This window comes from Arthrobacter psychrolactophilus, assembly GCF_003219795.1.
In the GTDB taxonomy this organism is placed as follows: domain Bacteria; phylum Actinomycetota; class Actinomycetes; order Actinomycetales; family Micrococcaceae; genus Specibacter; species Specibacter psychrolactophilus.
This window is the reverse complement of the sequence record NZ_QJVC01000020.1, coordinates 30544-55740: the sequence shown is the minus strand read 5'-3', so window position 1 is coordinate 55740 and position 25197 is coordinate 30544. Positions and strand designations below refer to the sequence as shown.

Annotated in this window: 22 protein-coding genes; 20 read left to right on the top strand and 2 right to left on the bottom strand. The window is 61.4% G+C overall.

Going from position 1 to position 25197, the window contains the following annotated elements; all coding sequences use genetic code 11:
- Positions 1-45 precede the first annotated feature (45 nt).
- On the bottom strand, positions 46-984 hold the full coding sequence (locus CVS30_RS14980) for an aldo/keto reductase (protein ID WP_110486345.1): 939 nt from the start codon (positions 982-984) through the stop codon (positions 46-48).
- Positions 985-1077: 93 nt separating this feature from the next.
- Between CVS30_RS14980 and CVS30_RS14975 the strand changes: the two genes are divergently transcribed.
- Both CVS30_RS14975 and mshC read left to right on the top strand, forming a co-directional pair.
- Complete coding sequence (locus CVS30_RS14975; protein ID WP_110486344.1) at positions 1078-1914, top strand: undecaprenyl-diphosphate phosphatase; 837 nt, start codon at positions 1078-1080, stop codon at positions 1912-1914.
- Between the two features lie 27 nt (positions 1915-1941).
- Positions 1942-3240, top strand: a complete 1299-nt coding sequence (gene mshC / locus CVS30_RS14970; RefSeq protein WP_110486342.1) for a cysteine--1-D-myo-inosityl 2-amino-2-deoxy-alpha-D-glucopyranoside ligase — start codon at positions 1942-1944, stop codon at positions 3238-3240.
- Positions 3241-3256: 16 nt separating this feature from the next.
- Here mshC and CVS30_RS14965 read toward each other — a convergent pair whose 3' ends face one another.
- A complete protein-coding gene (locus tag CVS30_RS14965) occupies positions 3257-4144 on the bottom strand; it encodes a PAC2 family protein (RefSeq protein ID WP_110486339.1) in 888 nt (295 codons plus the stop codon).
- Between the two features lie 102 nt (positions 4145-4246).
- On the opposite strand from CVS30_RS14965, the gene CVS30_RS14960 reads away from it, so the two are divergent.
- The 18 genes from CVS30_RS14960 to CVS30_RS14875 all read left to right on the top strand — a co-directional run bounded on the left by CVS30_RS14960 (position 4247) and on the right by CVS30_RS14875 (position 24861).
- Positions 4247-4984, top strand: coding sequence for an HAD family hydrolase (locus tag CVS30_RS14960; protein ID WP_110486337.1), 738 nt, complete (start codon positions 4247-4249; stop codon positions 4982-4984).
- Positions 4981-6153: a site-2 protease family protein gene (locus CVS30_RS14955; RefSeq protein ID WP_245934631.1), complete on the top strand. Its 1173-nt coding sequence runs from the start codon at positions 4981-4983 to the stop codon at positions 6151-6153. The genes CVS30_RS14960 and CVS30_RS14955 overlap by 4 nt, the downstream gene beginning before the upstream one ends.
- 107 nt (positions 6154-6260) lie before the next feature.
- Positions 6261-7322, top strand: a complete 1062-nt coding sequence (locus CVS30_RS14950) for a tRNA (adenine-N1)-methyltransferase (protein ID WP_110486335.1) — start codon at positions 6261-6263, stop codon at positions 7320-7322.
- A gap of 74 nt (positions 7323-7396) precedes the next feature.
- Positions 7397-9196, top strand: a complete 1800-nt coding sequence (arc, locus tag CVS30_RS14945) for a proteasome ATPase (RefSeq protein WP_110486333.1) — start codon at positions 7397-7399, stop codon at positions 9194-9196.
- On the top strand, positions 9193-10782 hold the full coding sequence (gene dop, locus CVS30_RS14940) for a depupylase/deamidase Dop (protein WP_110486331.1): 1590 nt from the start codon (positions 9193-9195) through the stop codon (positions 10780-10782). The genes arc and dop overlap by 4 nt, the downstream gene beginning before the upstream one ends.
- A 95-nt stretch (positions 10783-10877) precedes the next feature.
- Entirely contained in the window at positions 10878-11678 is an 801-nt protein-coding gene (locus tag CVS30_RS14935; RefSeq protein WP_110486329.1) for a hypothetical protein, read from the top strand.
- Between the two features lie 128 nt (positions 11679-11806).
- Positions 11807-12007, top strand: a complete 201-nt coding sequence (locus CVS30_RS14930) for a ubiquitin-like protein Pup (protein WP_110486327.1) — start codon at positions 11807-11809, stop codon at positions 12005-12007.
- A 6-nt stretch (positions 12008-12013) separates the two neighbouring features.
- On the top strand, positions 12014-12832 hold the full coding sequence (gene prcB / locus CVS30_RS14925; RefSeq protein ID WP_110486325.1) for a proteasome subunit beta: 819 nt from the start codon (positions 12014-12016) through the stop codon (positions 12830-12832).
- A 2-nt stretch (positions 12833-12834) separates the two neighbouring features.
- Entirely contained in the window at positions 12835-13557 is a 723-nt protein-coding gene (gene prcA, locus CVS30_RS14920; protein WP_110486323.1) for a proteasome subunit alpha, read from the top strand.
- 53 nt (positions 13558-13610) lie between these two features.
- Positions 13611-14984, top strand: a complete 1374-nt coding sequence (pafA, locus tag CVS30_RS14915; RefSeq protein WP_110486321.1) for a Pup--protein ligase — start codon at positions 13611-13613, stop codon at positions 14982-14984.
- Positions 14985-15109: 125 nt separating this feature from the next.
- Positions 15110-16075 (top strand): FKBP-type peptidyl-prolyl cis-trans isomerase, encoded by a 966-nt coding sequence (locus tag CVS30_RS14910; protein ID WP_110486319.1) that lies wholly within the window; start codon positions 15110-15112, stop codon positions 16073-16075.
- A gap of 32 nt (positions 16076-16107) precedes the next feature.
- The gene (locus CVS30_RS14905; protein ID WP_110486317.1) at positions 16108-16503 is read left to right on the top strand and encodes an FKBP-type peptidyl-prolyl cis-trans isomerase; all 396 of its coding nucleotides are present in this window, start codon (positions 16108-16110) and stop codon (positions 16501-16503) included.
- 149 nt (positions 16504-16652) lie between these two features.
- Positions 16653-18710 (top strand): WYL domain-containing transcriptional regulator, encoded by a 2058-nt coding sequence (locus CVS30_RS14900; RefSeq protein WP_110486315.1) that lies wholly within the window; start codon positions 16653-16655, stop codon positions 18708-18710.
- A gap of 9 nt (positions 18711-18719) precedes the next feature.
- On the top strand, positions 18720-19091 hold the full coding sequence (locus CVS30_RS14895) for a hypothetical protein (RefSeq protein ID WP_110486313.1): 372 nt from the start codon (positions 18720-18722) through the stop codon (positions 19089-19091).
- 22 nt (positions 19092-19113) lie between these two features.
- Positions 19114-19416, top strand: coding sequence for a Sec-independent protein translocase subunit TatA (tatA, locus tag CVS30_RS14890; RefSeq protein WP_110486311.1), 303 nt, complete (start codon positions 19114-19116; stop codon positions 19414-19416).
- Positions 19417-19475: 59 nt separating this feature from the next.
- Positions 19476-20276: a twin-arginine translocase subunit TatC gene (gene tatC / locus CVS30_RS14885; RefSeq protein WP_110486309.1), complete on the top strand. Its 801-nt coding sequence runs from the start codon at positions 19476-19478 to the stop codon at positions 20274-20276.
- Between the two features lie 19 nt (positions 20277-20295).
- The gene (locus CVS30_RS14880) at positions 20296-23154 is read left to right on the top strand and encodes a DEAD/DEAH box helicase (protein WP_181419820.1); all 2859 of its coding nucleotides are present in this window, start codon (positions 20296-20298) and stop codon (positions 23152-23154) included.
- Between the two features lie 69 nt (positions 23155-23223).
- Positions 23224-24861: an amidohydrolase gene (locus CVS30_RS14875; protein ID WP_110486307.1), complete on the top strand. Its 1638-nt coding sequence runs from the start codon at positions 23224-23226 to the stop codon at positions 24859-24861.
- Positions 24862-25197: the final 336 nt, after the last annotated feature.

Below are 25197 nucleotides of genomic sequence, written 5' to 3'. Positions count from 1 at the left end.
TTTAAAGCGTCTGGGCCCCTCCATTGGAGGGGCCCAGACGCTTTTTTAATTCTTCAGACGTGAGACTTCACTCAAGACGGTCACGATTTGTTCCGGCAGCGGAGCCAGCGAAGAGTCGAGAATTTCCTTGAGCTGCTCCTGAGTGCGTGGCCCGATAACGGCACTCGAGACCGCCGAATGCCCCAACAACCAGCTCAGTGCAACATCCAAGGGGGCTCGCCCCAAACCGTTGGCGGCCGTCATGAGCGCCTCGGTCATCCGCGCCGGACGGCCCTGCAGGTACTTTTCCACATACGCGCTCATGGTGTCACTGGCGCCCCGAGAATCTGCGGGGAGGTGGCCACGGTACTTGCCCGTCAAGACGCCTCGACCCAGGGGAGCCCAGCACATGATTCCGGCGCCGACATGTTCGGCCGCTGGAAGTATTTCCTGCTCGGCGTGACGGGCCACCAGGGAATATTCGACCTGATTGGCGATCAGCGGGGTTTCGCTCAAGGTGGCGGCCCGGGCCAGCTGCCAGCCGTTGTAGTTGGACACGCCGGCATAGCGGACGCGACCGGAACTCACGGCGTACTCGAGCGCTCCGAGTGTTTCCTCAAGCGGGACGTTCTCATCCCAAATATTGGCGAGCCACAAATCCAGATGATCAGTTCCGAGCCTGGCCAGCGAGGCGTCCAAGCCGCTGAGCATGGCGCGACGAGAGGTATCCACCATGCGTTTGCCGCGACGGTGGCTGATGCCTGCCTTTGAGACCAACACCACATCACAGCGCGGCACGACGTCGCCGATCAACTCACCCAGGATGGCCTCGCTGCGGCCCTCAACATAGCTGACAGCGGTGTCGAGCGTGGTGCCTCCGGCGTCGAGGAAGTCGCGTAACTGTGCCCGTGCCGTCTCGGCGTCTGTCTCATTGCCCCAGGTCATTGTGCCCAGTGTGAGCGTGGACACGCGCAAGCCGCTGGTGCCCATGAATCTTTGTTCCATAGCTGCAAGCTTACGGGGACTTAATGGTGCATTACGCGCCACATAGTCCAGGGCGAACCGGCCACAGGGTTAAAATGCTCTAGGCTGAAACGCGTGAACTGGTTTGAAGCAGCCTTCTTAGGCCTCGTGCAAGGCCTGACGGAATTCCTCCCGATTTCCTCAAGCGCCCATCTCTTTGTCGTCGGAAAATTCCTGCCTTCGGGTGCTGATCCGGGGGCTGCCTTTACGGCCGTGAGTCAATTAGGTACCGAAACAGCAGTGCTCGTGTTCTTTTGGCGTGACATCGTCCGGATTATCAGCGCGTGGTGGGGATCTCTGCGTGGCCGCGTCGCCCGGAACGATCCAGATGCGCGGATGGGCTGGCTGGTCATTCTCGGCAGCCTCCCGATCGCCCTGCTCGGTGTCGTGTTCCAGAGCCATATTGAATCGACGCTACGCAATCTGTGGATCGTGGCCACCACCTTGATCGTCTTTGGTCTGATTCTGGCCGTGGCCGACAAGGTCGCCAGCCAGGAGCGCGACATCAAGAAGCTCACGCTCAAGCACGGCATCATTTTTGGTTTGGCACAGGCCCTGGCGCTCATCCCCGGCGTATCCCGCTCCGGCGGCACGATCACGGCCGGCCTCCTCATGGGTTACACCCGCGAGGCCGCCGCCCGCTACTCCTTCCTGCTGGCCATTCCCGCCGTTTTTGGCAGTGGTTTCTATGAGCTCTACAAGATTTTTGCCAAGCACGAAGGCGCCCAGGGGCCCTTTGGTATCGGGGAAACTGCCCTGGCGACGGTCATTGCTTTTGTGGTCGGCTACCTCATCATCGGCTGGTTCCTGAAGTTCATCTCGACCAAGAGCTTTAGGCCTTTCGTTTGGTACCGCATTTGCCTGGGCCTCTTGCTCTTCATCCTGCTCGGCACCGGGGTCATCACGTCATAATGCGCTCTGGCCTATAGGCTTAGCTCTGTGAAAACTTGGAAGTCCCATGCCCTCCCTCAGCTGCCTGGCGTTATGCCGGCCATCCATCTGCACGAAACCACCGCTCAGCGCGTCGTTCCACTGCCGGAGTCAGAACCGGCCAGCCTCTATGTCTGTGGCATCACCCCGTATGACGCCACTCATATGGGCCACGCCGCGACCTATGTCGCCTTCGATCTGCTCAATCGGGCCTGGCGCGACCAAAATCGCGAGGTGCGGTATGTGCAAAATGTCACAGATATTGATGACCCGCTGCTCGAGCGCGCCATTCGTGACAGCGTCGACTGGCGTGAGCTGGCCATCGAGCAGACGGAACTCTTTCATGCCGATATGGAAGCCCTGAACGTCCTCGCCCCCGAGCACTACATCGGTGCCGTTGAGGCGATTGAGTGGATCGTTCCCGAGGTGGAGAAGCTCATTGCCGCCGGGATCGCTTACCCGGTCACCGGTACCGAGGGGGAGCCCGACGGCGATATCTACTTCTCCGTCGCCGCCGCCTCGGCTGCCGCAAAGGTCAGTGGACCGGACGCCCCGTGGTGGTTGGGTCAGATCTCCGGGCTCACCGAGGAAGAAATGCTTCCCGTTTTTGCCGAGCGCGGCGGAGACCCGCAGCGTTCCGGCAAGCGACACCCGCTCGATGCCCTCTTGTGGCGTGTTGCCCGCGACGGTGAGCCGTCCTGGGATGGTGGCACCTTGGGTGCGGGCCGCCCCGGCTGGCACATCGAGTGCACCGTGATCGCCCAGCGCTTCTTGCCGAAGCCGTTCACGGTCCAAGGCGGCGGCAGCGACCTCGTCTTCCCGCACCACGAAATGGGTGCCGGACACGCTTTTGCTCTAGAAGAAACCACGATGGCCCGCCACTACGCCCACACCGGCATGGTGGGACTCGACGGGGAAAAGATGAGCAAGTCCCTCGGGAACCTGGTGCTCGTCTCGAAGCTGCGTGCCGCAGGCGTTGAGCCGGCCGCCATCCGCGCGGCGATCCTGTCCAATCACTACCGCACCGATTGGTTCTGGACTCAGGAATTGCTCGATGATTCCGAATACCGCATCGAACGCTGGCGCAAGGCGTTGCGTGTTGCCCCGGCTGGCTCCGGTGAGCTGCTGCTCGCAGAACTACGTGCGGCCCTTTCGCAGGATCTGGATGCACCGCGCGCCCTCGCCGCGATCGATGCCTGGGCCACGGGAGCGCTCTCGGCCACCGCAACAGTAGCCCCACAGCTTTCGGAACAGGACGGCCTGCTCGTTGCCGAGGCTATCGAGGCACTGCTGGGCATTACGCTCTAGCGCAACAGGCTAAGGATTACGGCTGTTCGTGACCGCGCCGACGCAGATAGCGTTCGAATTCGGTGGCGATCGATTCACCGCTGGCTTCGGGCAGCTCGGCCGTATCCTTAGCCTCCTCGAGTTGGTGGACGTACCCGCCAATATCGGGGTCGCTGGCAGCCAGCTCGTTGACACCGCGTTCCCAGGCCTGCGTGTCATCCACCATGTCCTGCGTGGCCAGTGGCACCTGGAAGTAATCCTCGAGACGATTCAACAGCGATAGCTCGGCCTTGGGGGAGGGTGCCTGTGCGACGTAATGCGGCACAGCCGCCCACAGCGAAATGGTGGGCAGCCCCGCCAACAAGGCCACCTCATTAAGCACTCCCACAATCCCAATGGGACCCTCATACTGGGAGCCCTCGAGGCCCAAGCGTTCGGCGAGCACCTCGTCGTCGCACGTTTCCGTGACGGGCAAGGGGCGGGAGTGGGGAACATCTGCCAAGAGCGAGCCCAAGAGGAAGACGTGGCTGACGTTCAGCGCGGCCGCCTTGGCGAGGATCTCTGCCGTATAGGCCCGCCAGCGGTAGGACGGTTCGATGCCATGAACCAGCACCACATCAATATTGGTCCCCGGGACGGAGGCCTGCGCGATGCGGGTCAGCGGCCACTTGATCTTCCGGCCTCCGGTGGAGGTGAGTCGAATCTCGGGTCGGGTGAACTGGAAATCGTAGTACTCATCCGGCTCCACGACACCCACACGTTTGGCATGCCACAGCTTGTGGAGGTACTTCAGCGCATCACTGGCGGCTTCCCCGGCATCGTTCCAGCCCTCGAAGGCGGCCAGCATGACCGTCACGCGTTCTTCGCCCGGCGCCGGTTGCAGCAACCGCTCGTGGTCGCCGGATTCCCCATTTTTGATGTTCATCACAGTCCCAGCCTACGGCGACTTGGCGCGCGTGGCACTATGCACCACGCGCTCCCGCGGCCGGTAAACGGTTCAGTCGTTCTTGCCACGTAGACTGGTGACATGCATGCTCCTTCTGCCGCCGCCGTGAACCCCGCGACTACGACTACGCCCGTCCTCAAAGCCGTCCTCTGGGATATGGATGGGACGTTGGTGGATACAGAACCTTATTGGATCAACGCCGAGATCTCCCTCGTGACCGCTCATGGCGGCCACTGGGATGAGGAAATGGCCCACACCTTGGTGGGAAGCGCCCTGGAAAATTCCGCCGTCGTGTTGCAAAATGCCGGCGTCAAGCTCTCTGTCCGTGAGATTATCGACCACCTCTCGGCTGAGGTGATTGCCGGGATTCGCAACGTCATCCCATGGCGTCCGGGGGCCCGCGAGCTGCTTTCCGAACTTCATGCCCAAGGCGTGCGCTGTGCGCTTGTCACCATGAGCGAACGCACCCTGGCCACCGAGGTCGTCAACGCCCTGGACGGTGACTACTTTGAATTCCTCGTCACAGGTGATGAGGTCACGCACGGCAAACCGCATCCCGAGCCCTACCTGAAGGCTGTTGCGCAACTGCGACAGAGTGATTCCGAGTTGACCGTGGCCCACTGTGCCGCCATGGAAGATTCCGTACCCGGTGTCGCCTCCGCGGTTGCCTCCGGTGTGGCCACGATTGCGATCCCCAATGCTGTTGCCTTGGCCGAAGATCCCCGCCGCACCACGTGGGAGACGCTGGCCGGTAAAACGTACGACGACGTCGCAACAGTCATCGCTCATCACTCACGAACGTCGGGGGTCGCCCTGTGAGTGCACCCGTGCATGGCACCAAGACCCGCCGCGAGGGTCTGGTGTTGGGCTCAGTCCGTGGCACGCCCATCATCTTGGCCAACTCCTGGTTCCTTATTGCCGGCGTCACGGTGCTGATCTTTGGGCCGCAGCTCAAGAGTGCCTTCCCCGGGCTGGGTGCTGGCTCGTATGCCGTGGCCTTCGCCTATGCGTTGTTGCTGCTTTTCTCCGTGCTGATCCACGAGCTGGCGCATGCCGTGGCCGCAAAGATGTACGGGTGGCCCACCCACAAGATCGTGTTGAACCTGTGGGGTGGGCATACCGAGTTTGACTTCAGCAAGGCAACCCCGGGCAAGGCCCTCGTCGTAGCGTTCGCCGGCCCCATCGCGAACTTTGTGCTCGCGGGGCTTGGCTGGCTCGTCCAGTTGGCCCTGCCCAGTGCCGCCGATGGTCCCGTGAGTCTGTCCCTAGCGGTCGTGATGCTCCTGGCGAATATCTTTATCTGGGCGAATCTGCTCATCGGCTTCTTCAATGTCTTGCCGGGATTGCCGCTCGACGGCGGACGGTTGGTGGAGTCCATCGTCTGGAAGTCAACGGGCAGCCAGGAAAAAGGCACCATCGCGGCCGGCTGGGCCGGACGAATCATCGTCGTCGTGATCATTGCCGTAGCCCTGGGCGGGCCGTATCTCACCGGATCACGCCCCGATCTGACCACCTCCTTCATCGTGATCTTGCTGGCCGGCTTCCTCTGGGCCGGTGCGAGCGGGGCCATCAAGGGAGCGGGAATCAGGCTGCGCCTGCCGGAGGTATCCGCGGGAACGCTGGCCTCTCCGGCCGTGAGCGCCTCCAGCCTGTGCTCCGTGGCTCAGCTCTGGACCCTTCGTGGCGAGTACCCGAATGAGCCCATCGTGCTCTTTGGCGCCGATGGCCGCCCGGCCGCTGTCGTCGACGAATACGCGCTGGCGCACGTGCCACCGGAAGCCGCGGCAAGCACCCCTGCCACGGCAGTATCGCGGGCGCTCTCGCAGGGCGCTTACGTTCCCGACGTGGCCGCCGGGGCGGAACTTGTCCAATATCTCGCCCAACTGCCCGATAGTGAGTACGCCGTGATTAACCTTGATGGAAAGGTCACAGGACTCCTGAGCCAGGCCAAGGTCGTCGCGGCCATCACCGGAAAAACCCTCCCATGACGGCTGGATGATCCCGCCGGACATCGGCACAGAACCCCGGCTCATTGCCCCATCTAAGCTCCATCGCACCCCATAATTTTTTGAGTACCAAACGAACAGGACCCACCATGAATCACCAGGATTCCGCAGCCGAAAACACTACCGCGCCCCACGGCGCAGCCGCACGCCGCGGGCCATTCCGCGCCGGGGAGCGTGTGCAGCTGACGGACGAGCGCGGTCGCATGAACACCATCACCTTGACGCCCGGCACGGCCTACCACACGCACAAAGGCTTCTTGAATCACGATCTGCTCATCGGTCAGCCCGAGGGCTCCATGGTGGAGAGTAACGTTGGCCAGCAGTACCAGGCCCTGCGTCCCCTGCTCTCTGACTTTGTTTTGTCGATGCCCCGCGGCGCGGCCGTGGTCTACCCCAAGGATGCCGGACAGATCATCACCATGGGTGACATCTACCCCGGTGCTCGCGTCGTCGAGGCCGGCGTTGGTTCCGGCGCCCTCTCTATCTCCCTTCTGCGGGCTGTTGGCGACAACGGCTACCTGCACTCCTTTGAGCGCCGCCAGGAATTCGCCGATATCGCCCGCGGCAACGTTGAAACCATTTACGGTGGCCCGCACCCAGCCTGGAAGATCTCCCTCGGTGACTTCCAGGACGAGGTCGTTGCCCAGGAAGAGCCCGGCAGCATTGACCGCGTCGTCCTGGACATGCTCGCACCCTGGGAATGCCTCGACGCCGTCGCCACCGTGCTGGCACCGGGCGGCGTGTGGATCAACTATGTTGCCACCGTGACCCAGCTGTCCCGCACCGCCGAGGCTATCCGTGCCGACGGCCGCTTCACGGAACCCGACGCCTGGGAATCCATGGTGCGTGGCTGGCACCTCGAGGGTCTCGCCGTCCGCCCGGATCACCGCATGGTGGCCCACACCGGTTTCCTCATGGTGACCCGACGCCTCGCCGACGGTGTGACCGGCATGTCGCCCAAGCGACGCGCCTCCAAGACCGACTTTGCCCAGGAAGACCTCGACGCCTGGACTCCCGCGGCCGTGGGTGAGCGTTCGGTCTCAGATAAGAAGCTGCGCCGCGCCGCCCGCGATGCCTCCTCCACCGTGCAGACCAAGCGCAACCAGGAGCAGTCGGAGGAAACCGAAACCCGTCACGAGCTCGAGCAGTAACACACTCTAAAAACGCCTGAGAACCGGCAAGCCGCTATTGCGCTGAACGCAAACGGCTGCGGAAGGACACGGTCATGAACGACGCAACGCACTCCACCTCGGATCCCTCCGACGAAGGCCTCGCGCCAACGCCCGGAACTCCCGCACCCGGTACCGCCGGGGCCCACTACACGACGGGCCCCGGCCAGCAGGCCGTCCTCGAGCGTCAGCTCAACGTTTTACGGGACAAGTCACGCAATCTCGATCGCCAGCTCTCCTCGGCCACGCAGAATAACTCCAAGCTCGTGGCCATGCTGGAGACGGCCAAGACCGAGATCATGAAGTTGCGTTCGGCCTTGGAGCGCGACGGCGAACCCCCCTATAGCTTCGGCACGATCCTTGCGCTCAACGCGGCTGTCGCAAGCTCCGGGACCAGTTCCTCGGTCACGCACGAGAGTGTGGATGTGTACGCGTCGGGACGCAAGATGCGCGTGGGCCTGAGCCCCCTGCTACGCCTGAATGATTTAGGTCTGGGCCAGGAGGTGCTGCTCAATGAGTCGTTCACCATCATCGCGGCCCTGGGCTTTGATCAGGTCGGCGAACTCGTCACCGTCAAGGAGCTTCTAGACGCTAAGCGAGTGCTGGTCATTGGGCGGGCCGATGAGGAACGCGTGGTCCGCCTGGCCTCCGTGCTGCAGGGTGGTGCCGTCAAGGTTGGCGATGCCCTGAGCCTGGATGGCCGGACCGGGTATGCCCTGGAAAAGATTCCGCGCTCCGAGGTGGAGAATCTGATCCTGGAAGAAGTCCCCGATATTTCATATTCAGATATTGGTGGACTGCGGTCCCAGATCGAACAGATCCGTGACGCCGTCGAACTTCCCTTCCTGCATCCGGATCTGTACCGCGAACACGGACTCAAGGCCCCCAAGGGCATCTTGCTCTACGGCCCGCCCGGTTGCGGTAAGACGCTCATCGCGAAGGCCGTGGCTAACTCACTGGCCCAGCGCGCGGCAGAACGCTCAGGCGTCAAGGACCAAAAGAGCTACTTCCTGAACATCAAGGGTCCGGAACTGTTGGATAAGTACGTGGGTGAGACGGAACGGCAAATCCGTTTGATCTTCAGTCGGGCGCGGGAAAAAGCCTCCGATGGCAGTGCCGTCGTGGTGTTCTTCGACGAGATGGATTCGCTCTTCCGTACCCGCGGCACGGGCGTCTCCTCTGATGTTGAGACCACGATCGTGCCCCAGCTGCTGAGTGAGATTGACGGCGTGGAACGCCTTGACAACGTCATCGTGATTGGCGCCTCCAACCGTGAAGACATGATCGACCCGGCTATCTTGCGCCCGGGACGGCTCGACGTCAAGGTCAAAATTGAGCGTCCCGACGCCGAGGCCGCCGCCGATATCTTTGCCAAATACATCACGACCTCGTTGCCCTTCCATGCCGACGATGTGGCCGCCCACGGATCGAGCCTGCAGGAAACGGTGGACGCGATGATTCAACGTACCGTGGAGGCCATGTACGCCACGGATAAATCCAATGAGTACCTTGAGGTCACCTACGCCAATGGCGACAGCGAGATGCTGTATTTCAAGGACTTTAACTCCGGTGCCGTGATTCAAAATGTTGTGGACCGCGCTAAGAAATACGCCATCAAGGATCTTTTGACGAGTGGCGAAAAGGGTATCCGGATCGAACATCTGCTGCGCGCAGTCGTGGACGAATTCCGCGAGCACGAGGATATGCCCAACACCACGAATCCCGATGACTGGGCCAGGATTTCGGGCAAGAAGGGTGAGCGCATCACCTACATCCGCACGATTGTGCAGAGCAAGGAAGGCCAGGTGCCCGGGAAGACCCTCGAGACCCTGCCCTCCACGGGACAGTATCTATGAGTGTTGTGCGGGTCATGGGCACCGAGACCGAGTATGGCATCCATGCCCCGGGCGAGACCTCCTTTAATGCCACCTGGCTCTCGACTCAGGTCGTCAACGCGTATTCACGCCAGACCCGTCATCGTGCCGCGGCCGGCGGGGAGACCCGGTGGGACTACACGGATGAGGATCCTCTGGCGGATGCCCGCGGCTGGTCGATGCCTCGCGCGGCCGCGCACCCCAGCCAGCTCACCGATATGGAGGTGACGGCAGCGCAGATCGCCCTCGAGGGTGGCGAAAGCGGCGATGCAACGCTCCCGCTCATGATGAATATGGTGTTGGGAAATGGTGCCCGGCTGTACGTGGACCACGCGCACCCGGAATACTCTTCACCCGAGGTGACCAACCCGCTCGATGCTGTGCGGTGGGATGCCGCCGGCGATCTGGTGGCTCTGGCTGCGGTCCGGCATATTGCGGCCACCCCCGGTGTGCCCGATATCAACCTTTACAAAAACAATACGGATAACAAGGCGGTTTCGTACGGCAGCCACGAGAATTACCTCATGCCGCGCTCGGTACCCTTTCCCCGTATCGTGGCCGGGCTGACCCCATTCTTCGTCACACGCGCCATCATGTGCGGCGCCGGCAGGGTAGGACTGGGCCAGGACGGTCAGGGCGTTGGATTCCAGATCAGCCAGCGAGCCGACTTCTTTGAGGCCGAGGTGGGATTGGAAACCACCATCCGCCGCCCCATCATCAATACTCGGGATGAACCCCATGCCGTGGCCGATAAGTATCGCCGGCTCCATGTCATTATTGGTGACGCGAATCTTGCGCAGGTCTCGAACTATCTCAAATTCGGCACCACGGCCATCGTGTTGGACATGATCGAGCACGGCACGGCGCCCGAGCTGGAATTTGCCAGTCCTGTCGCCACGCTGCGCCACATCAGCCACGATTGGCAGCTGCAGGAGAAGCACCTCCTCGTGGATGGCAGCTTCATCAGCGCGCTCGAGGTGCAATGGCTCTACCTCAACGCGGCCAAGGCCCACGCCGAAGCCAATGGCTCCAGTCATCCGGACACCGGCGACGGGCACACGGGGGCCCTCCTGATGAAGTGGGAAGAGATTTTGACGGGTCTGGGGAATGACCCCATGAGCCTGGCCGATCAATTGGAATGGGTCGCCAAGCTCAATTTGCTCCAGCAGTATCGCAGCCGTGACGCCATGGAGTGGGACGATCCACGATTGGGCCTGATCGATCTGCAATGGTCGGACATTCGCCCCGAAAAGGGTCTTTACTACAAGCTCCTGCAGCACGGACGCATGCAACGAGTCGTCAGTGATGAGTCCATCGCGGCCGCCGTGGAACAGCCGCCTCGGGATACGCGCGCCTATTTCCGGGGCCGCTGCATCCAGGAATTTGGCTCTCATGTTGTGGGTGCGAGCTGGGACTCGGTCATCTTTGAGTTGCCGCAATTGCGCCGGCTCCAACGGGTCTCCACGAAGGAGCCTCTCCGGGGGACGGCCGCCTTGACGGCTGAGCTGTTCGATCGCAATCCGGATGTGCAGGACTTCCTCGAGAAACTCCTCGCGGGCCATCACTAAAGGAAATTAGTTCCCCGCCACGGATGGAAATTTCTGGCGTTGCTGGACGACATGGCTATATATTGGCATTTCGACTATTTGATGGGGAAACTAAAATGATCTCATTCGGAACAGCACTGCAGCGTCATAATAAGGTATCGCGGCCCGCCATGGTCATCTCCGCAGCGGCCGTCGCCGTTCTGGCCCTTTCGGCCTGCGGCAGCACGGCGTCCACGGGGGATGCGCCGCAGACGGAGAAGGCTGGTGCCTCACAAACCGTCGCCGGCGATGCTCCGGCCACGGAGGAGAAGAAGCCGGAGGCAGTCAGCGATAAGCAATTCACCGAGGCGGAGCTGACCGCGATCCTGGCGGGCCTGAAGGACAGCGGCGGAGCAGCGCTGACACTTCTCCCGGCTGCCGATCTTGCTCAGGGCGCCGAAATGCAGAAGTCGCTGCTGGCCGGTATGAAGATCACCCCAGAAGAGTGCAAGACCTTCGCCAGCAGCAACGCGCAATTGCCCGAGGGCAGTGTTTATGCCGCCGGGAGCTGGCCTGCAGATTCCGCTAGCGGCGCGACCACCGTAGTCACCTTGTTGTCGGCCGATGTCAAGGTCTTGGACGAGAAGCTCACGACGGTGGCGGATAAGCGCAACGCGTGCGAGTCGTTCACGGTCGAGATTGCCGGGCAGTCCATCGATACGACGCTCAAGCCTTTGAGCGTGGACACGGCCGCCGAGGCGGAAAACGCCATGCTCGTCAGCCAACTCCTGCCTGGGGACGTCACGAACAGCACCATCACGGTGGAAGCACGGCAAGGCAGCCTGCTCATTTCGGTCGTGCAGATCGGCGGCGACGCTCAAGGGTCAGCCGCACCGGACCTGGCCAAGGTGGTCGATCAGGTTCTGGACGCCTCCTAGGTGTACCGGTGCACCCTGTCAAAACGTGAACACCATCCTGCCACCTGACGCATTCTCGCTGCGTCCGTGGCAGGATGGGAACAGGTACCGGTGTAGGTATCTGGGAACCACGCTAAGAAGGATGCATCATGGCTTCACAGGAACAAAAGAACGTCTCCGCTAGCACACAGGAGGAGCACGTTGAAGAATTGCCTTTGCCAACGCCGACCCCTGCCGCAGCGCAGGCCGACACCTCCGGGATCGACGACCTCTTAGATGAGATCGACGGCGTCTTGGAAGTCAATGCCGAGGAATTCGTTCGAGGTTTCGTCCAAAAGGGTGGACAGTAGCTCACCATGGGGTCCTCCGGTGGTGACTTTCCGGCGCTGGTAGCTGCGGGTTCCTCGTCGTCGTTCTTTGACTACGTGAGCCGCAGCCATCCTGACCTCTTGCCGTACGGGCAAAACCTCCCCGTAGGGACTATGCCCGCAACCCCGCACGGCACCACGATCGTGGCGCTGACGTTTGCCGGCGGCGTGATGATGGCCGGGGATCGGCGCGCGACCATGGGTTCCATGATCGCCAATCGGCGCATTGAAAAGGTCTACCCCGCCGATCGTTACTCCGTGTTGGGTATTGCCGGGACGGCCGGTCTGGCGATCGATATTGTGCGCCTATTCCAGGTGGAACTTGAGCACTACGAAAAAATTGAAGGAACCCTCCTGAGCCTCGAGGGTAAGGCCAACCGGCTCGGCGCCATGATCCGGGCCAACCTCCCCATGGCCTTGCAGGGCCTGGCGGTGGTACCGCTTTTTGCCGGAATTGAGCCCGGAGATAGTGCCGGTCGGCTGTTTTCCTACGACGTCACGGGTGGGCGGTACGAGGAACTCGAGCACCACAGTGTTGGCTCGGGCGCCGTGTTTGCCCGGGGCGCCCTGAAAAAGTTGTGGCGTCCGGAGCTGTCCGCCGATGAGGCGCTGGCGGTGGCCGTGGAGTCCCTGATTGACGCCTCCGACGACGACTCCGCCACGGGCGGGCCCGATCTGGTACGCCAGTTATGGCCTGTTGTCTATCGCGTGACGAACGACGGCGCCACCCGGGTCACGCCCGAGGCGCTGGCTGCCGTTGTGGAAACGATTGTGACGCGTCGGACGCTTGAGCGCAGGGAGGCTTAGTCATGGGACAGCAATTTTACGTTTCTCCCGAACAGCTCATGAAGGACCGGGCGGACTTCGCCCGAAAAGGTATTGCGCGGGGAAGATCCGTCGTGGTGTTGAGCTATCGTGACGGGATTGCCCTGGTCGCCGAGAACCCCTCACCCACGCTGCATAAGATTGGCGAGATTTATGACCGCATCGCCTTTGCCGCAGTGGGGAAATACAACGAATTTGAAAGCCTGCGCCAGGCAGGCGTGCGGTACGCCGATGTCCGGGGCTACTCCTACGATCGCGTCGACGTCACAGCCCGGGGTTTGGCCAGCGTGTACGCCCAAAGCCTTGGCACCGTCTTTACCGCTGAACAAAAGCCGTTCGAAGTTGAACTTGCCGTCGCCGAGGTGGGGGAGGGGGAGTCCGCCGACAGGATCTTCCGGCTGAACTTTGATGGCTCAATTGCCGATGAGGCCGGATTCTTAGCCATGGGCGGTAAGGCCGATCTGGTGCAGGCCGTCTTAGATAGGCTGTGGGGCTCAGGAGCGGAGTTGGGTCAGGCACTACGCTGGGCTGTGGCCGCGTTGGAAGCACCACGCCAGGACGCGGCGTCTGCGTCGCCGCAGGAGCCACTAACCGCCGCGCTGTTGGAGGTGGCCATCTTGGATCGCAAGGTGACGCGCGTGCATGGCTCACACCGTGCCTTCCGGAGACTGAGCGACGAGGACGTTGCAGAACTTCTGGCACAGTAGGAGCCCTAGAACATTGATGATTTTTTGTGAAACAAACTGAGGAGAACTAACTCGTGGACCGGCGGATCTTTGGCATTGAAACTGAGTTTGGCGTAACGTTTTCGGCCCCCGGCTCACGGCCCTTGTCTCCTGAGGAAGTGGCCAGATACCTCTTCCGAAAGGTCGTCAGCTGGGGCAGATCCTCCAATGTGTTCCTGCCCAACGGCTCGCGTCTCTACCTCGATGTGGGTTCTCATCCCGAGTACGCAACCGCGGAATGCGATGGCATCGCCCAGCTCGTCGCCCACGACCGTTCGGGTGAGTTGATCTTGCACGAGCTCGTCCAGGAGGCGCAGAAGCAGCTGCACGCTGAAGGCTATGACGGGCAGATTTTCCTGTTCAAGAACAACGTTGACTCCGCCGGGAACTCCTACGGCAGCCACGAGAACTATATGATCACCCGCAAGGGCGAGTTCAACCGTCTCGCGGACATCCTCATCCCCTTCCTCGTGACGCGTCAGCTCATCTCTGGCGCCGGACGCGTGCTCCCGGCCCAGCAAGGAGGCAAATATGCCTTCTCGCAGCGTGCCGACCATATCTGGGAAGGCACCTCATCGGCCACCACCCGCTCACGGCCCATCATCAACACCCGCGATGAACCGCATGCCGATGCCGAGCTGTACCGGCGCCTCCACGTCATTGTCGGCGACTCGAATATGTCCGAAACCACCACAATGCTCAAGGTGGGCAGCGTCGATTTAATCCTGCGCATGATCGAGGCCGGGACGATCATGGCCGAAATGCGCCTGGAAAACCCGATTCGCAGCATCCGGGAAATTTCCCACGACATCACGGGCAAGCATGAGGTCAAGATGGCCGATGGCCGCTCCATGACGGCCATCGAGATTCAGCGCCATTATCTGGAAAAGGTCAGCAATTTTGTGCGCGCCAACGGCGCTCACCACGATCGTGTGCCGCAGATCCTGGATCTGTGGGAACGCACCTTGGATGCCGTGGAAAGCGAAAACTACTCGAGCATCGACACCGAGATCGACTGGGCCATCAAGGGCAAGCTTCTCGGCGCCTACGCCCAACGCCACAACCTGGCGCTCAGCTCACCTGAGGTAGCGCAGCTTGATTTGCGCTATCACGATATTTCTCCCGAGCGTGGGCTCTTTAATATGCTCGAACGCCGTGGCTCCGCCGCCAAGATCGTCACCAACGAGGAGATTGCCGTTGCGGCGCGCACCGCACCGGAGACTACGCGCGCTCATCTTCGCGGGCAATTCGTCACGGCTGCCCGCGACGCGGGGCGCGACTACACGGTGGATTGGGTGCATCTGAAGCTCAATGATCGTTCGCACCAGACGATTCTCTGTAAGGATCCGTTCAAGAACCAGGACGATCGTGTCGCGGAGCTCATCGCCTCGTTGCGGCCCAGTTACTGACGCTCCATTTCAAATCAACAGCGTTCGCACAGTTTCAGCAGCTAGGCTGGATGCGGCTCGCGGCATTCTCACGTTTGTTGCCGGCCACATATTTCCCTCACCTATCCGCCAACGAAAGTGTTTCAGTGCGCCGACTACTTGTCCTGCTACTTCCCCTCTTGCTTCTTGTGAGCGCTTGTTCACAAGAAGCAGGCGACACCGCCGCTACGTCTTCCGCGTCCGTTTCGATTCCGCCGTCCAATGCTGAAGCTCTGGCCTCGGTCAAGGTAGCGGATCAGGGGAAGGCTAAGGCTCCCACGGTCACCTTCGATAAGCCGCTGGCCATTACGGCGGAGTCCATGAAGGTTCTCACCCCGGGTGACGGTGCACAGATCAAGGCCGGACAGATCGTGTCTTTCCAGCAGGTGGCCTTGAATGCTGAAGATGGAACGGTTTCGGGCGAGACCTTCACGAAGGAACAGAACAACAACATTACGTTGGATGACAACTTCAAGACCCAGTTCCCCATGGTCTACACGACCTTCCTCAGCGCCAAGGTGGGCTCGTACCTCGCCTACGGCATTCCCGGAACTGCCGCTGTTGAGGGATCGACCGCTGCTCCGTCCTCCGCTGCGATTCCCGCTGAATTGAGCATTTTCCTCGTCACCGGCGTCAAGGATGTTGTGGCTCCCTTGAGTGCCCCCGAGGGTGACACCGTCACCCCTCCGGCCGGCCTGCCCACCGTCAAGGTCGATGACAAGGGCACCCCCGTCATCACCATGGGCGATGCCAAAGCTCCCACCGAACTTGTCTCTCAGGATCTGATCACGGGCAAGGGCGTGGCTCTCAAGGCCACCGACACGATCGTTGCCAACTACGTGGGCGCCAACCTGGTCGGCGGCAAGGTCTTTGACTCCAGCTACACCAAGGGAACCCCCGCCACCTTCTCCCTGAATCAGGTCATTGAGGGCTGGACCAAGGGCCTGACGGGTAAGACCGTCGGCTCTCGCGTACTGCTCGTGATCCCCGCGGCTCAGGCGTACGGTGATGCAGGACAGGGCGATGCCAAGGGAGATCTCGTCTTCGTTGTTGATATCCTTGGTGTCCAGTAAGTAAAAAATTCATTTCAGCACTAAGGAGCACCATGTCATTTGGCGCGCGTAACTTTGATCGCACCAAGCCGGAAATTGATTTCCCGGCACACGCAGTTCCCACCGAACTCGTTATCGAGGACCTCATCGAAGGTACCGGCACCGAGGTAGTCCGTGGCAGCACGGTCTCGACCCACTACGTGGGCGTCGCCTTCTCCACCGGCGAAGAATTTGATTCTTCCTGGGGCCGCGGCACCCCGCTGGACTTCAAGGCCGGCATCGGCCAGGTTATCCAGGGCTGGGACCAGGGCCTCCTGGGCATGAAGGTCGGCGGCCGTCGTCGCCTTGAAATCCCCTCCGAGCTGGCTTACGGCTCACGTGGCGCCGGTGGAGCCATCGGCCCGAACGAGGCCTTGATCTTCGTCGTGGACCTCGTAGCAGTCCGCTAATACCTGGTTTTTCTTTGTCAACGAACCCGTTTCGGGTGCTTGCCGGCGCGTCACACACGCAGCCTGTCAGCACTCGAGGCGGGTTCGATTGTTTAAGGTCAGGCGTTGCTGGGTCGGTAACACGCACTCAGTGCCGGTACTGTGGCAGGGTGTCCACAAAAATTGATGCCACCGAACGCCTTTTGAACCTCGTCATCGCCCTGCTGGGAACCCGTCTGGGGCGCAGCAAGGGTTATCTTCGGGAGAACATCAATGGTTACACCCCCGTTGCCGCCACGGCCGCCGAGGAAGCCAAGATCTTGCCCGCCTTTGAGCGCATGTTTGAGCGCGATAAAAAGACCCTGCTCGAGCTGGGGATCCCGATTCGCCAATCCGAGGTCCAGGGCGACGACGCTCAGGAACAAGTCTTGTATCGGATCGACCCCGTGGACTACCGCGTTCCCGAAATTCGCCTCGATGAATCGGCCATGACCCTGGTCTCGATCGCCGCAAATCTGTGGGCCGAAGCCTCCCTAGGCGCCGCCGCACAGTCGGCCCTGCGCAAGATCGCCGCTCGGAGCGGCACCGGTTGGTACGAGGATGAAACCACGGCCCAGTCACGGATCCGAACTGCCGAGCCCGCCTTCGAGACCTTGTGGACCGCCTTGCGCGGACACCACCGTGTTTCCTTCTCCTATCGCGCCTCGGGAGCTACGGAGAGCACGCAACGTCGCGTTCAGCCCCTGGGCCTGGGCAACAAGTACGGGCAGTGGTACCTCGCGGCCATTGACTTGGACAAGTCCCTGGAACGGAACTATCGGCTCTCCCGTATCACCTCTGCCGTGCAACTTCACGGCGACGACAGCTTCACCCGGCCTGAGTCCTTCGCGATCGCCGAGATTCTCCAAAGCTTGGGAACCGGGAAGCAACTCACCGCCCTGATTGCGGTGCCGGAAAAGTCTGCCTATGCCTTGCGGAGTCGTGGCGGTTCCGAAATCATCACGTTGCCCACCTGGCAGCGTCCCGGCTGGGATGTGCTTCAGTTGCACTACCGTGAAGCGGAATTGATGGCCGACGACGTCGCCGCCTTGGGTGCCGCGGCCCTCGTTCTGGAGCCTGCCGAACTCCGCGACGCCGTCGCCGGGCAACTGCGCCGGGCTGCCGCCGCGGCCGTAGCCCCGTTGCGCGAGGACCTGGACTGGACGAGCAAGCTCGCCGCCCCGGCCGCAAAGAAGCGCGATACCCGAGATCGACTCATCCGGCTGTTGTCAATGGTGCCGTATCTGGTCAGTAACCCGGGCGTCGACGAGGCTGAGGTCATGGCTGAATTCGGCATCACGGCCACGGAATGGGCAAAGGACAAGGACACCCTTAATGTCACGGGCCTGCCTGGCTATTATCACGGCGATCTCATGGACGTCACGACCGAGTCCGGCCAGGTCTTCATTCGCGACGCCGAGACGCTTGCGAGCCCGCTGCGTCTAACCCAGGAGGAAGCCAGCTCGGTTTTGATCGGCCTACGGGCACTGAACGCCATTCCCGGCACGGAGCAGGCCATCGCCTTGGATCACGCCATCTCCGCGCTGACGCGGGTGGCGAGGGAGGACGCCTGGCTGGCCGACGCCGTCGGGCTTGAACTTTTCTCTGAACAGCTTATGGGCACGATCTCGGCCCTGCAGGACGCCATCATGCATGGGAACGCCTGCGCCATCACCTACCTGGTGCGCTCCCGAGACGAGCTCAGCGAACGCATCATCGAACCTCGGAAACTCTTCTCGGTGGATGCGGCCTGGTATGTTCGGGCCTGGTGCCGCAAGGCAGGAGAAATGCGCAGCTTTCGGGTGGATCACATCAAAGACCTCTCCGACGCCGGACCTCGGGAAAATCTCGACGCCTCCCTCGGCCAGTGGCAGCCCCATAGCAGCGTCTATGATCCCGGCAGCGACGACGTCAGCGTCCAGCTTGTGGCCGAACCCACCACGGCCCTGCGGCTGGCCCCGGCCTACAACGCCCAGCTGTTCAATGTCGCAGAGGGCCTCGTCGGATTGAGCCTGCTCGTGGGCGATCCTGTCACTATCGGCCCGCTTATGGCGCGGTTGGGTGGGACGGCCTGGGTCGCTGGGCCGCAACAGCTGCGGGATGCGTGCGCGGCCTGGCTCCTGCGTGCCGTGGACAGCTGTGACGCTGTGGGCGAAATCACCCCGGTAGTTCTCAGCTCGGACGGATAGACTCAAAAAATGCCTTGGTGGTCATGGATTATTATCTGGATTGCGCTCATTGCGTTGTCCCTCCTTTTCATGCTATTTCTCGGGTGGCGCATCTGGCGTGGTGTGAGCGCAACGGCTCGCACTTTCAGTGACGTTTCGGCTGAGCGCGAAGCTTATTGGGAGCAAAGCCTAGAACGTGCCAGAGTGGAGCACGTCACAGAACCGCGGACAGTTGTTCCCGGAAGTGCGATTTTTGCAACACCTGAAGAAATGAAGGATGATTACCTAGCTGCCAAGGAGGAACGGCGTTTCGCCCGACTCCAACGGCGCGTCGCCCGCAGGAAAGAACGCGGACAGCTCCAATCCTTGCGCGACATCGAAGCATTACAAGACGTAGGATGAACCAAAAAGGAAAGGCGTTACCGTGGGAAGACTTTTTGAGAGCCCCTGGGCTATCACCATCATCATCATCGTTGTTCTGTTGCTCTTTGCAGCACCGAAACTGCCCGGCATGGCTCGTAGCCTGGGCCAGTCCATGCGGATTATCAAGTCCGAGGTCAAGGAAATGAAGAACGACGGCAAGGACGAGACTCCGTCCGCCGCCCCGAATGCATCAGCAGCTCCGGCCGCCAGCGATGTTCCCTTCGAGGGCAAGATCGTCAACAACCCGACACAGGGCAATGCCTCGGGCGAGGGTACCGGAACCGGTACCGGCGCTCAGTCATAGAAAAGGTCGCAGATCCGGTGGGTGCTACAAAAGGCCGTAAAGCCAATCCTGAAGGGCGTATGCCACTGAAGGAACACTTGATTGAAGCTCGGAACCGGCTTTTCAAGAGTGCCCTGGCCATGATTCCTGGCGTGATTCTCGGCTGGATCATTTATGATCCGCTGCTCTATGCCTTGACTCAGCCGCTTCGCGATATCAGTCAGGAACGCAATATTGTGGCCACCTTGAACTTTCAAGGTGTCACGACGTCCTTTGACTTGAAGATTCAGATCACCTTGATCTTGGGTCTGATCATTGCCTCGCCGGTCTGGATCTACCAGTTGTGGGCATTTATCACTCCTGGCCTGACCAAGAAGGAACGGCGTTATTCGCTGGGCTATATGTTTGCCTCAGTTCCCTTGTTCCTCGCCGGGATTTACGCCGGCTGGGTCGTCTGGCCCAATATCGTCAAGGCGCTGACCTCATTTACCCCCTCGGGTAGTGAATCGGCCAATATCATTACGGCCCTTGAATACCTGCAGTTCGCCATGCAGCTCATGTTGTTTATGGGTGCGGCCTTCCTGGTACCCGTCTTGCTCTTCGCCCTGAATGCCGTTGGCATTGTGCGCGGCAAAACGTATCTGAAGGCCTGGCGGTTTACCATTCTTGGCGTCACGATCGTTTCGGCGATGGCGGCACCGGGTTCGGACGTTATGAGTATGTTCTTCCTCGGCGCACCGTTGTTGATCTTGTACTTTGGTGCGATCGGGCTCTGCATTCTCAATGACAAACGTCGGGATCGTAAGGATGCTAAAAAACTCAAGGAATCCGAGGTGCTAGCCGATGTGGCCACGCCCTCAAAGGACCTGGAGATCCTCTGATCTAACGTAGGCTGGAGGTATGTCTGCCTCTGAAATGCTCACCCCTTCCGAACGCTACCTGGCCGCGAAGGCCCGGGTTGCTGATCGTGGAAGTGATTTGTCCGATTTCAAGACATCCTTAGCTTTTGCGTTAGATGAATTTCAAGACACCGCGTGCCGGGCCGTTGAGGCCGGCCGCGGTGTTTTAGTTGCTGCTCCGACCGGTGCCGGTAAGACCATCGTGGGCGAATTCGCCGTGTATCTAGCCATGAAACGCGGCAACAAGGCGTTCTACACCACGCCCATCAAGGCCCTGAGTAACCAAAAGTTTCAGGAACTTAGCGAGAGATATGGCGCGGAGAACGTCGGCCTGCTGACGGGCGATACCAGCATTAACTCCGAGGCGCCCATTGTCGTGATGACCACCGAGGTCCTGCGCAATATGTTGTACGCCGATTCCCACACCTTGGCTGGGCTGGCCTATGTCGTCATGGACGAGGTGCACTACCTTGCTGACCGTTTCCGCGGCGCCGTCTGGGAAGAGGTCATCATTCACCTGCCCAGTGAGGTCGCCGTCATCTCACTCAGCGCCACGGTCTCCAATGCGGAAGAGTTCGGTGCCTGGCTCGGCACGGTACGGGGCGACACGGCCGTGATTGTTTCCGAGCACCGTCCAGTGCCGCTCTCGCAGCACGTCATGGTGCGGCGGGATCTCGTGGACCTCTTTGCCGAGAATGTCTCCTTTGACACGGCCTCATCCAAGGCCCTTAAGATCAACCCAGAACTCTTGAAACTGGCCCGCAGCGAGTCGGTCACAATCGGTCGCGGCAACAGCCATGGGCGTCGTGGTGGGGGTGGTTCCCGTGGACGCGGCTACCAGAACACCGCCCACGACGAGCGCGGTGGTTCACGGGGTGGGTATCAAGGCGGGAACCCGGGATGGGTCAAGGCAGCCTCACGGCCGCAGGTCATCCGAGCCCTCGATAGCCAAAATCTTCTGCCCGCCATCACGTTTATCTTTTCCCGAGCGGCCTGTGATGCCGCCGTCCAGCAGTGCGCCGCGGCCGGATTATGGCTCACGAGCCCGGCCGAGCAGACCGAAATTGCTTACCGGGTTGATACGGCCTGTGCCGAACTGCCCGATTCCGACCGTGAGGTTCTCGGCTTCTGGGGCTGGCGCGATGGGCTCCTGCGCGGGCTGGCTGCCCACCACGCCGGAATGCTGCCCAGTTTCAAGGAAGTCGTCGAGGACCTCTTTGTCGACGGCCTGGTCCGTGCCGTCTTTGCCACGGAGACGCTCGCCCTTGGCATTAATATGCCTGCCCGTACCGTCATCCTAGAGAAGCTGGAAAAGTACAACGGGGAGGCTCATGTGGGCATCACCGCGGGGGAGTACACCCAGCTGACCGGACGCGCAGGTCGGCGCGGCATCGATGTGGAGGGCCACGCCGTCGTGCTGTGGCAGCCGGGAACTGACCCCGCTGCAGTGGGTGGTTTGGCGTCCAAACGCACCTACCCGCTGAACTCGAGCTTCCGCCCTACCTACAACATGAGCATCAACCTCGTGGCGCAGTTTGGCCGGGCCAGGACGCGCGAGATTCTTGAATCCTCCTTTGCCCAGTTCCAGGCGGACCGTTCCGTCGTGGACCTGGCACGTCAGGTGCGCTCGAGGGAGGAGTCGCTGGCCGGATATGAGAAGTCCATGACGTGCCACCTCGGCGACTTTAACGAGTATGCCAAGCTGCGCCGGGAACTTTCCGATCATGAATCGGGGGCTTCCAAGTCCAAGGCCAAACAACGCCTCGACGCCGTGGCAGCCTCCGTTGCCAGTCTCCGTCCGGGAGACGTGATTATGGTCCAGGGTGGCCGGAATGCCGGTCACGCCGTCGTGCTTGAGTCCGATCCGCACGCCCGCATGCCCCGACCGGCCATCCTCTGCATGGACAAGGAATTGCGCCGGCTCAATGTGCAAGATCTCAGCGGCCCCGTCGAGGCGCTGGCCCAGGTGCGGGTGCCCAAGGGCTTTAATGCGAAGGTGCCTAAGGACAAGCGCAATCTCCTGGCAGCGGTCGAGGCAAAATTGGCCGAACCAGGACAGCGCCTGCCAAGCCGATCGGCCGCCTTTGGTTTTGCCAATGCAGAGGCCGAGAATGAGGCCATTGCGACGCTGCGCCGGAATTTGCGGGCGCACCCTTGCCACGGCTGCAGTGAGCGGGAAGACCACGCGCGCTGGTCCGAGCGCTGGTGGAAGTTGCGCAAGGAGACGGACGGGATTGTTCGAGCCATTCAGTCCCGTACCAATACCATTGCACGGACCTTTGACCGGGTCATCGACCTGCTGGCGAGTTACGGCTTTGTCGTGGCGGACGACTCGGGGAACTTGCGTCCCAGCGACGACGGCCAGCGCCTGCGCCGAGTTTATGGCGAAAAGGATCTCTTGATTGCTCTGGCCCTGCGCCAAGGGGCATTCTCTGATTTGGATGCCCCCGAGCTGGCCGCCTTCGTGACGGCGCTCGTGTTCCAATCCAAGCGAGACGCGGAGATTACCCGGCCCCGCATGCCCAGCATCAGCCTGGAACAGTCGGTTGAGGATGTTGTGATGCTGTGGTCAAAGCTGCAGGACGCCGAGGAGGCCCACAAGCTGCCCTTAACCAGCGAGCCGGAGCTTGGGCTCATCTGGCCCATGTACAAATGGGCCAAGGGCCGGAGCCTGCAGGACGCGCTGCATGGCACCGATCTAGCCGCCGGGGACTTTGTGCGGTGGACCAAGCAGGTCATTGATCTGCTGGGGCAACTCTCCCAGGTTCCCTCGCTGCCCTCCGACTTTTCTGCCGGGTGCCGCAAGGCCGTGGAACTGGTGCGCCGCGGGGTTGTGTCGTACACGGCCATCGTGGACTAAACGCTGCCGGTCCAACCTGTGTGAAGCAAGATTTTGTGAATGTTTTTGTTGAAAGGACTGACTCTTCCCATGTCATTAACCATGTACCGCAACGGTTCCGTCTACAGCGCCGCCGACCCCTTCGCCACGGCCATGCTCGTGGATGGCGATGTTGTTGCCTGGGTGGGCTCCGAACATGCCGCCACCTCGCTCCTTGATTCACGCATGCGTGAGGTTGACCTCCGTGGCGCCTTGGTGGCGCCGGGCTTTGTCGACTCGCATGTGCACATCACCGAAACTGGCCTGGCCTTGGAATCCGTTGATCTGAGCCAGGCAGCCTCGGCCACCGAGGTTTTGGATCTCGTAGCTGCTGCCGCCAGCGCCCTGCCGGCAGCAAGCTTCGTCCTGGGGCACGGGTGGGACAACGCGCTGTGGGCCGACGCCAGGCTCCCGAGCGCTGACGAGCTGGAGCGTGCCTCTGGCGGGCGCGAGGTATATCTGGCCCGGGTCGATGTGCACTCCGGACTCGTCTCGGCCAGCCTCGCCCAGCAGCACGGACTTGCTTCACTGCCCGGCTGGGATGGTGCTGGCCTGGTCAGCGGCAAGGCCCACACCACGGCCCGTGACGCCGCCCGGACGCTCAGCCCAGAACGCCGTGCTCAATTGCAAACCAGCGCCCTGTCGCATGCCGCGGCCAACGGCTATGTGGCCCTGGCCGAGATGAGCGCACCGCATGTGGGCTCGGGCGACGATCTCGCCTCACTCATGAGCCTGGGAGCCACGCTTCCGGAGGTGCTGCCCTACTGGGGCCAGCTGGTCTCGAGCGTGGACGAAGCTCGCCAGGTGGTTGCCTACCTCGCAGATCTGGGCGTTGATGTGCTGGGCTTAGCCGGAGACATCAACATTGACGGATCTATCGGCTCACGTTCGGCCTTGTTGCGCCAGCCCTACGCCGATGCGCCGGACAGCTACGGCCAGGCTCAGCTGACGGTCGATCAGGTGGCGCGCCACTTTGCCGCCACATCCGAGCTGGGACTGACCGGTGGCTTCCACGTCATCGGCGACGGCGGCATGGATATCGCTATTGCTGGACTCGAGCTGGCCACCACCATGGTGGGCATCGATAAGATCCGAGCTGCCGGGCATCGCCTGGAACACGCGGAGATGGTCGACGATGCTGCCCTCGCCGCTTTGGCTCACCACGCCGTCGGCGTTTCGGTGCAGCCCGCCTTTGACGCGGCCTGGGGTGGTACCGACGGCATGTATGCGCAGCGTCTGGGTGTCGAACGAGCACTGCAACTCAACCCCCTGGCCCGCTTCTACGGTGCAGGCATCCCGGCCTTCTTTGGCTCCGACGCCCCCGTCACCCCGTTGAACCCCTGGGCCAGTGTGCGTGCCGCGTTGAATCACCACGAGGCAAGTTCGCGCGTCTCTGCGCGCGCCGCGTTCATCGGGCATACCCGTGCTGGTTGGCGTGCCGCCAAATCGGAAAACCCGTTCCATGGCCAGCTCGGCGCCGGAGCCCCAGCGAGTTTCGCGGTCTGGGATGTGGAACAGCTCATGGTTCAGGTCGCCGATGAGCGTGTACAGTCCTGGTCAACGGATCCTCGCGCCCGGACCCCACTTCTTCCGGCGCTCGATGGCGACAACGATCCGCGCTGCCTCCAGACCGTCCACCTGGGGCAAGAACTTTATGCCAGTGAAGACTTTTTCGAGGTCACAAGCTAGGAAAATTCCTCGTCGGTAACATGGCTTTGAACTGGGACGATGCGTATCGTTGCAGCTCAGGGCCGTGTTGACAGCTGACGTGTCGGCAATTAGTTTTAGGGGAGCGGAGAACCCCTATGGGGGTGGATCCGGGTCGGTGCAGGAAACTGTCCAACCGACGCTCGGAGATAAGTTCACGCGTCAGTAGAAAACAGTTAGCTTTAGTGCCCTAGGTATCATACTTAATTGGTCCGAAGGCGCGTGAACTTATCTTTTCCTCAGACACCTCACCTATAATAGTGTTTTGGCCTTTGTAGCCAACCGTTGTAAGTGACTTGCCAGCAGATGGCGCCAGCG

Bases quoted from the DNA above. Each gene is read 5' to 3' on its own strand.
- CVS30_RS14980 (WP_110486345.1), bottom strand. From the start codon at position 984: ATGGAACAAAGATTCATGGGCACCAGCGGCTTGCGCGTGTCCACGCTC.
- CVS30_RS14965 (WP_110486339.1), bottom strand. From the start codon at position 4,144: ATGAACATCAAAAATGGGGAATCCGGCGACCACGAGCGGTTGCTGCAA.
- CVS30_RS14960 (WP_110486337.1), top strand. From the start codon at position 4,247: ATGCATGCTCCTTCTGCCGCCGCCGTGAACCCCGCGACTACGACTACG.
- CVS30_RS14950 (WP_110486335.1), top strand. From the start codon at position 6,261: ATGAATCACCAGGATTCCGCAGCCGAAAACACTACCGCGCCCCACGGC.
- arc (WP_110486333.1), top strand. From the start codon at position 7,397: ATGAACGACGCAACGCACTCCACCTCGGATCCCTCCGACGAAGGCCTC.
- dop (WP_110486331.1), top strand. From the start codon at position 9,193: ATGAGTGTTGTGCGGGTCATGGGCACCGAGACCGAGTATGGCATCCAT.
- CVS30_RS14935 (WP_110486329.1), top strand. From the start codon at position 10,878: ATGATCTCATTCGGAACAGCACTGCAGCGTCATAATAAGGTATCGCGG.
- CVS30_RS14930 (WP_110486327.1), top strand. From the start codon at position 11,807: ATGGCTTCACAGGAACAAAAGAACGTCTCCGCTAGCACACAGGAGGAG.
- prcB (WP_110486325.1), top strand. From the start codon at position 12,014: ATGGGGTCCTCCGGTGGTGACTTTCCGGCGCTGGTAGCTGCGGGTTCC.
- prcA (WP_110486323.1), top strand. From the start codon at position 12,835: ATGGGACAGCAATTTTACGTTTCTCCCGAACAGCTCATGAAGGACCGG.
- CVS30_RS14905 (WP_110486317.1), top strand. From the start codon at position 16,108: ATGTCATTTGGCGCGCGTAACTTTGATCGCACCAAGCCGGAAATTGAT.
- CVS30_RS14895 (WP_110486313.1), top strand. From the start codon at position 18,720: ATGCCTTGGTGGTCATGGATTATTATCTGGATTGCGCTCATTGCGTTG.
- tatC (WP_110486309.1), top strand. From the start codon at position 19,476: ATGCCACTGAAGGAACACTTGATTGAAGCTCGGAACCGGCTTTTCAAG.
- CVS30_RS14880 (WP_181419820.1), top strand. From the start codon at position 20,296: ATGTCTGCCTCTGAAATGCTCACCCCTTCCGAACGCTACCTGGCCGCG.
- CVS30_RS14875 (WP_110486307.1), top strand. From the start codon at position 23,224: ATGTCATTAACCATGTACCGCAACGGTTCCGTCTACAGCGCCGCCGAC.